Source organism: Sulfurimonas sp. (genome assembly GCF_016744025.1).
GTDB lineage: Bacteria > Campylobacterota > Campylobacteria > Campylobacterales > Sulfurimonadaceae > Sulfurimonas.
Genome location: NZ_JADGFC010000132.1, coordinates 1 through 6888, shown reverse-complemented (window position 1 = coordinate 6888; position 6888 = coordinate 1). Strand labels below are relative to the sequence as shown.

Below are 6888 nucleotides of genomic sequence, written 5' to 3'. Positions count from 1 at the left end.
ATTTCTTTAATAGTAAAATATTAACTATTAATAAAAGTCTATATCATTGGGATTAATAATAGTAAATTAAATAGTTAATACCTAGTTTATGAATAATACTTTTTTATTCATTTTTATTTTCCTTTTAATTAATTAGATAAATTTTATCTATTGTATATTCGTAGTTAAATCCAACAGACCTTACTTGTGTCAATACTTACATTAATATTATCACCTGGTAAAAGTAATGATCTTTGCATCTTGTTTCGATCTAGTTTAGTGTTAAAACAAACTCCACCAACTGTAAACTCAACTAGTAGATTCTCGTCAGTTTGTTGTTGATGAATTGATGAAACAGTAGCTTCAAGAGTAGACTCATTATTTAAATCATCTTTATTTTGTCTATCTATAACTATATAATCAGAATTAATCATCATAACAGAGTCTCTTTTTTTATCTTGAGTATTTGGTATCAAGAGTTTTTGACCATCTATAAATTCTTTTACAAGATTGCCACAATTTGATTTTTTCCATGGAGCAAATAAAAGATTTATACTTCCACTTTCTACTAATTCACCTTGAAAAAGAGCTACTCTTCTGTCACATATATGATTTAACCAGTTATGATCATGACTTGAGATTAATATTGTTGTATTGTATTTTTGCTTAGCTAAAAGTATTGCTTCTTTTATAAGCTGAGCTGAGTTTGTATCCACACCAGAAGTTGGTTCATCTAAAATTAAAACCTTTGGTTTTAAAATAAGTCTAGCTGCAAGTGCAACTCTTTGGGCCTCTCCGCCTGAGAGTTGAGACCATTTTCTATTTGAAAATGAGCTATCTAAACCAACTAGGTTTAACGCCTCTTGTACTTGTTCATCCAATTCTTTTGTTTCTTTTCTTATCTTAAGTCCATAGATTATATTCTCATATACTGTACGTTTTAAAAGATAAGGATTTTGTGGAACAATAACAACACTATGTCTTATCTCTGAAGTTCTAGAATCAGATCTTTCTCCATTATAATAAATATTTCCAAGAGTAGGTTTATTTATAAAAGATAAAAGTGAAAAGAGTGTTGATTTTCCACTTCCATTTGGTCCAAAGAAACCAATAATTTGATTATCTTGAAGTGTTAACTCTTTGATAGACAATACTTTTTTACCGTCATAATGTTGTTCTACATTTTCAAGCTTATATAAATCACTCATTGAGTCCATCTCCTTTTTAACATCGATAATGCAATATTTACAATAAGTGCAACCGTAAATAAAACTAAACCAAGTGCAATACCTGTTATAAATTCTCCCTTACCAGTTTCAAGGGCAATGGCAGTTGTAACTGTTCTAGTGTGATATTTAATATTACCACCAACCATCATTGAAATTCCAATTTCGGTTATAATCCTTCCATAAGCAGTCATAGCTGCAGTCATAATACCAAATCGTGCTTCTACAAGTGTAGAGACTAATATTTGATGTGAGTGAGCGCCTAAACCTTTTAGTGAAGTATAAAGTCTCTTATCAACAGATTCAACTTGTGATGCTGTTAAGGCTATAATAATAGGCAGAGCTAAAACTATCTGTCCTATTATTATCGCTTTTTGAGAAAAAAGTAAATCAAAATCTCCAAATGGTCCAGCTTGTGAAAGCATTGTATATGCAATCAATCCAATCACAACTGTCGGAAGTGCTAATAATGTATCAACCATAGTTCGCACTATGGTTTTGCCTGGAAATTGGTAGTAACCAAGGGCAAATCCAAGAGGCAAACCAAGCAAAAGACTAATCATTAAAGACCATGAAGAAACTGTAAGAGTCGTACTTATGGCAGAATATACACTAGCATTTCCTGACACAAGTAGCTCTATTGCTTGATGAAACCCATCAGTAAATAGATTCATCTATAAATTTACTTTTTTTATCATTATCTCTATTTTTACCTATTTAGCGTTAGGAATAAAAAGAGCTTGACCTAGTAGTCTAAAATCAGCAATTACTTTTTGTGTTTTAGAATCAGTAATCCAATTAATGAAAATCTTCGCTGCTTTAGGATTAGCTTTAGAACATTTTTCTTGGTTGATTGTAATTACACTATATTGGTTAAATAAGCTTTTATCACCTTCAACAATAACTTTCATAGTGTTTTTGTCAGCTTTTTGAGACATATACTTAATCCAAGTACCTCTATCTGTCATTGTATATCCACTTTTTTCTGAAGCCATGTTAATTGTTCTAAGCATACCTTGACCAGTTTGAACATACCATTTTGCAGTATCAGGAGTTGCAACTTTTGCAGTTTTCCATAATGAAATCTCTTTTTTATTAGTACCTGAGTTATCACCACGACTAAAGAAGTTAGATTTGTTATCTCTGATTTTTGCTAAAGCAGCACTTGGAGTCATACCATTTACATGAGCAGGATCTGATTTTGGTCCAACTATTACAAAATCATTGTACATTACTTGTTGTCTATCAACACCATAACCAGTACTAACAAACTTTTTCTCAGATGCAGGTGCATGAACAAAAAGAATATCAACATCACAATTCATACCCATTTTAAGAGCTTTTCCAGTACCAGTTGCTACCCACTTAATATCAGTACCTGTTTCTTTTTCAAAAATTGGTTTTAGGTAGTCTAATAAACCTGTGTTATCTGTGCTTGTAGTTGTTGCCATCATTAAAGAATCGCTTGCTTGGATTGAAGTACTAAGGGCTAATGCCGCTACTAGTAAAGTTAATTTATTTGATTTCATTTTTTTCCTTTAATATTATGCAATTTTTGCATATTTACATTCTTGTCTATTTAAATATCTCATCTAAAGATGAGATATCAACACTAAATTAATTGAAGATATTTGTTTGATTTTGTAAATATGAACAATTAAACTTAATCACTTTAACTCTTTCTTGCTCCGAGATTGAAGCTTTCGCCTCATCTGTAACAAGAATACAATTACTATCATGTAAGACTGTAATCATCCCTGACCCATATTTATTATTCTGAGTTACTTCGTATCCTCCATTTTTATAAAGTCCAAGTACAACATTTACTCTCCCTGGTTTTGTTTTAAAGCTTTTGATATTTGTAGCGACATCTATATCATGATAGATTGCTAATGAACCTTGCATCTTATGCAAGACCGGTAGTGAAAATAGATGCATATTAACCATTGCAGTTAAAGGATTTCCTGGTAAACACATAACAAAAGTCTTTTGCATCTTACCCATCATAATAGGACGACCTGGTTTTATGTTTACACCATGAAATGCTATTTCTAAACCATTATTTAAAAAAGCTTCTGCCATAAAGTCTGCATCTCCCATAGAGATACCACCAGTAGTAATAATTACATCGTAACTTTTAAGACCCTCAACAAACTTTATAGATTTTTCTAAAGAATCTGGCACAAGACCAGTATAAGTAGCTGCAAAACCTTTTTCTTTTAAAAGTGAAATAATTGCATAAGAGTTACAATTGTAAATCTCATCTTCACTAGCACTTTCCCATGGCTCTTTTAACTCGTTTCCTGTAGATACTACAGCAATATTAAGCTTCTTGTATAGTGAGAGCATAGTTATGCCTTGAGAGGCTAATATAGCAAGCATTGCCGATGTAACAACTTCACCTTTTTTGAACAAGATGCCTTGAAGTGCTTTTTCTTCACCTTTAAATCTTAAACATGAGTTCTTCTTTACATCTTCTTTGATAGTAACTTCATTATTTTCATAGTCTATTACATCTTCTATTGGGATGATTGTGTCTGCGTCATAAGGAACCTTAGCTCCTGTCATTATTTTATAACACTCATTTTCTTTTAGAGATGCTTCATGACTTTCACCAGCCAAGATTATTTTTGTAACTTTTAGTCTTTTACCTGCATCTGAGGCTTTAATAGCAAAACCATCCATCGCAGAGTTGTTAAAAGAGGGTAGGTTCTTAATACAAAAAATATCTTTACCTAAAACTCTTCCAATAGCATCTTGTATATGAGTTGTTTCTTGTATCTGAGTTGACTCTGCAATATCCAGTGACAAAGAAACAGCATCTTTAAAATCTAAATATTTATGCATGTAAGGCCTTTATTTGTCTATATGATTTTCCTATTTTAGATACTAAGTAGAGTATTTCATCACTGTTTAAATCTTTATTAAAAGACAGAGAAAGGAATTGTCTACTTTGCAACTCTGTATATCCCATAGCTTGAATAACTCTAGATGGACGTGAAAGACCAAGTGAGCATCCTTCTCCATTTGTAACAAAAATATTGTCTAAACTTAAGTTTCTAATGACTTGTCTTGCTTTTATGTCTTTAAGTCCAAAGTGAAGAACATTATCTAGTGTTGCATCTGCATCTACAAAGAAGAGTAGGTCGTCTTTTATAGTCTCTTTTAAAACTTTTATAAATTCATTTTTACAAGAGATAGCAGTTATCTCTTTACTCACTGCATCTGAGATTAGTTTTAAACCAATAGTGTCCACATTAGCAAGGTTTTGCTCTTGAAATATATCATTATGAAGAAGTACTGAGTGTGTAAAATAACCACTAAGTTTGTATGCGTCAAAATAAATAATATCACAATTACTAGCATCTAAGTTCGCTGATATATTTGCTATAACAGTTCCTTTAAAACTCTCTTTAACCTTTTTTAAATCAACTTTTACAAAAGTATCTATGATGTATGGTGATAAAAATAGATATTCTTCTTTAAGTGATTCAATTGCTTTATAGTTTATAATTGCATTTTTTGAAATATCAATATATGTCACACTAAAACCAAGTGATTCATAAAGCTTTGCTGCTTGAACAACTGCTTCACTCTCACCAAGACTCACTGCGATATTTACTTTTAACTCAAGCATTAAACCTAAAAAACCTTCTTTTGAAAAAGAAAAAGAGTGAAGAGATGAAAAGTTGAATTTTGATGTAAAGCTTTTGCTTAACTTTTCAAACTCTTCATTAGTGCTCAAAGTTTCAATACTTAACTCTTTTGATACACAAACATCACTTGTTTGTGGATAATTAAGATAATTTAGTTTATACATTTTGATCCTCTTTTGCACAATTGATTACATCTCCGTCTGCTTTAAAAATCTCTTCAAATCTTTTAGTCGAAAAATCTCTAACTTCTTGTTCTAATTGTTTATATTTTGTTATAAGTTCTTTGGCTTTAGGTGTTAGTGAAGTTCCCCCGGAATCTCTTCCTTTTTTAACTACAACTAAATCATCTTCAATATACTCTTGAAGTATTTTGATATGTGTCCAAGCCTTTTTATAGTTCATCCCCACTCTCTTAGAAGCTTCAGATATAGAACCAGTTTCATCGATGAGTTCTAAGATTTGAGTCTTACCTCCACCAAAGATTAGATTTTCATTGGTATCTTCTAACCAAGTTTTAACTTTTACTACCATGATGAATCCTTGTTCTAAAACATCCAAGTTGACAATATATAACTTCGATGTCACTTTTTTTAGTAGTAGAACCAACTTTGTTCAAAGAAAATTCTTTAGCTACCTCCCAGGCAGCACTACAATCTACTCTTTTTTCACTATCAGCCTGAGATGATAGTTTTTCATATATATCATCTCTTGCATCTGTGAATTTTTTACTACCAAATACACCAAGCTCACAATTGTCGATTTTGAGACTATACTTTTTAGTAATCTCGGCAATTTCACTTGGGTCTATCTTTAATTCTTTAGCTAATTTAAAGGCATCTAGACAATTGATTTTTCCATCATCATTTAGATATTTCTTTAAAATTTGCTCAGTATTAGTCATGAACTCTTCCGCTATGCGTATAGATATTCATTTTTCTTCCTCTAGCAAAACCAATAAGAGTTGTTCCATGTGTATTTGCTGTTTGTACTCCAAGATATGTAGGAGCAGTTCTAGATACAATAATAGGAATTCTATGCATAACAGCTTTAACAACCATTTCAGAACTTAATCTTCCACTAACAAATAAAACTGCTTTATCAGTGTTAAGTCCATCTATCTTACACTTTCCAACAACCTTATCAATTGCATTGTGTCTACCGATATCTTCTGCTGTTATTATTGTTTCATCTTCTAAGAACAGCATTGCTTTATGTACACAACCTGTAAGTTTATATAGTTCGCTATCAGCGTAGAATTTTTTAACTTCATCGCTTATGACCTTTGGGCTAATCACAAAATTAGTTTGGTTAAATTGGATTTCAAGATTCCCGGCAACATTACCGGTAACTCCACCACCACAACCACTTACTAGAGTTTTTTCTTTATATAGGTTTTGTAGGGAGTCAGTATCAACTGCTGCTTTGATATCTACTCTTAAACCATCTTCGCTTAGTTTCATCTCTTTAACATCACTAATATCAGTGATTACATTTTCGCTCATTAAAAAACCAATTGTATGAGCTTCTTGATCTTTTGGTATACACATCATAGAGATAATTTTTTCGCCATTGAGGTAAACAGTTAGTCTTGCTTCTTCAATAGTTACATCTTCTACTTCTATAGTTTCATCACCATTTACTCTGTCAATGATGATTTTTTTCAAGTATTTACTATTGGACATTCTTGTACCTCTTCTTAACTATGCATAATTGGCATATTTTATCTTATTTTAACTTACAAATATGCAAAAACCGCACATTTATAACATTTAAAAAAAGAACACTCCACTATAAAAGGGGAGTGTTCTAATCAACCTGTAAAGTTTTGTTAAACTTCACCTTTTTCTTTTAACTCTCTATAAAAAGAACTGTGAAGTACTTCAACTTCTTCTTCTTCTTTATAACCAGTTATTATACTGTGAACAGCGCCTTTAATTGCAAAAACAGCCATGTAAATATGAACAAAGAAAAGAGCTAAAATACCCAATCCTATAATATTATGAACAATAGCACTTGCTCTTAAAAAG

General features: G+C 31.4%; 8 protein-coding genes and 1 pseudogene. All 9 read right to left on the bottom strand.

Annotated elements, in window-relative coordinates:
- Positions 1-164: 164 nt before the first annotated feature.
- Complete coding sequence (locus tag QZZ48_RS13355; protein WP_294966692.1) at positions 165-1187, bottom strand: ABC transporter ATP-binding protein; 1023 nt, start codon at positions 1185-1187, stop codon at positions 165-167.
- Positions 1184-1879 carry an ABC transporter permease gene (locus tag QZZ48_RS13350; protein WP_294966690.1) on the bottom strand — a complete coding sequence of 232 codons (696 nt, stop codon included), beginning with the start codon at positions 1877-1879 and terminating at the stop codon, positions 1184-1186. Before QZZ48_RS13350 ends, QZZ48_RS13355 begins: the two co-directional genes overlap by 4 nt.
- Positions 1880-1918: 39 nt before the next feature.
- Positions 1919-2734 (bottom strand): substrate-binding domain-containing protein, encoded by an 816-nt coding sequence (locus QZZ48_RS13345; protein ID WP_294966688.1) that lies wholly within the window; start codon positions 2732-2734, stop codon positions 1919-1921.
- A gap of 88 nt (positions 2735-2822) precedes the next feature.
- The gene (locus QZZ48_RS13340; protein ID WP_294966686.1) at positions 2823-4052 is read right to left on the bottom strand and encodes a molybdopterin molybdotransferase MoeA; all 1230 of its coding nucleotides are present in this window, start codon (positions 4050-4052) and stop codon (positions 2823-2825) included.
- The gene (locus QZZ48_RS13335; protein ID WP_294966683.1) at positions 4045-5025 is read right to left on the bottom strand and encodes a cysteine desulfurase; all 981 of its coding nucleotides are present in this window, start codon (positions 5023-5025) and stop codon (positions 4045-4047) included. Before QZZ48_RS13335 ends, QZZ48_RS13340 begins: the two co-directional genes overlap by 8 nt.
- On the bottom strand, positions 5018-5392 hold the full coding sequence (locus QZZ48_RS13330; protein ID WP_294966681.1) for a LysR family transcriptional regulator: 375 nt from the start codon (positions 5390-5392) through the stop codon (positions 5018-5020). Before QZZ48_RS13330 ends, QZZ48_RS13335 begins: the two co-directional genes overlap by 8 nt.
- Positions 5376-5762 (bottom strand): ModE family transcriptional regulator, encoded by a 387-nt coding sequence (locus QZZ48_RS13325; RefSeq protein WP_294966679.1) that lies wholly within the window; start codon positions 5760-5762, stop codon positions 5376-5378. Before QZZ48_RS13325 ends, QZZ48_RS13330 begins: the two co-directional genes overlap by 17 nt.
- Positions 5755-6543 carry a formate dehydrogenase accessory sulfurtransferase FdhD gene (fdhD, locus tag QZZ48_RS13320; protein WP_294966678.1) on the bottom strand — a complete coding sequence of 263 codons (789 nt, stop codon included), beginning with the start codon at positions 6541-6543 and terminating at the stop codon, positions 5755-5757. Before fdhD ends, QZZ48_RS13325 begins: the two co-directional genes overlap by 8 nt.
- 146 nt (positions 6544-6689) lie before the next feature.
- Positions 6690-6888 (bottom strand): annotated as a pseudogene (locus QZZ48_RS13315) (formate dehydrogenase subunit gamma); the annotation flags it as partial.

Excerpts from the sequence above, each read along its gene's own strand:
- QZZ48_RS13335 (WP_294966683.1), bottom strand. The coding sequence starts at position 5,025 with ATGTATAAACTAAATTATCTTAATTATCCACAAACAAGTGATGTTTGT.
- QZZ48_RS13340 (WP_294966686.1), bottom strand. The coding sequence starts at position 4,052 with ATGCATAAATATTTAGATTTTAAAGATGCTGTTTCTTTGTCACTGGAT.
- fdhD (WP_294966678.1), bottom strand. The coding sequence starts at position 6,543 with ATGTCCAATAGTAAATACTTGAAAAAAATCATCATTGACAGAGTAAAT.
- QZZ48_RS13350 (WP_294966690.1), bottom strand. The coding sequence starts at position 1,879 with ATGAATCTATTTACTGATGGGTTTCATCAAGCAATAGAGCTACTTGTG.
- QZZ48_RS13330 (WP_294966681.1), bottom strand. The coding sequence starts at position 5,392 with ATGGTAGTAAAAGTTAAAACTTGGTTAGAAGATACCAATGAAAATCTA.
- QZZ48_RS13345 (WP_294966688.1), bottom strand. The coding sequence starts at position 2,734 with ATGAAATCAAATAAATTAACTTTACTAGTAGCGGCATTAGCCCTTAGT.
- QZZ48_RS13325 (WP_294966679.1), bottom strand. The coding sequence starts at position 5,762 with ATGACTAATACTGAGCAAATTTTAAAGAAATATCTAAATGATGATGGA.
- QZZ48_RS13355 (WP_294966692.1), bottom strand. The coding sequence starts at position 1,187 with ATGAGTGATTTATATAAGCTTGAAAATGTAGAACAACATTATGACGGT.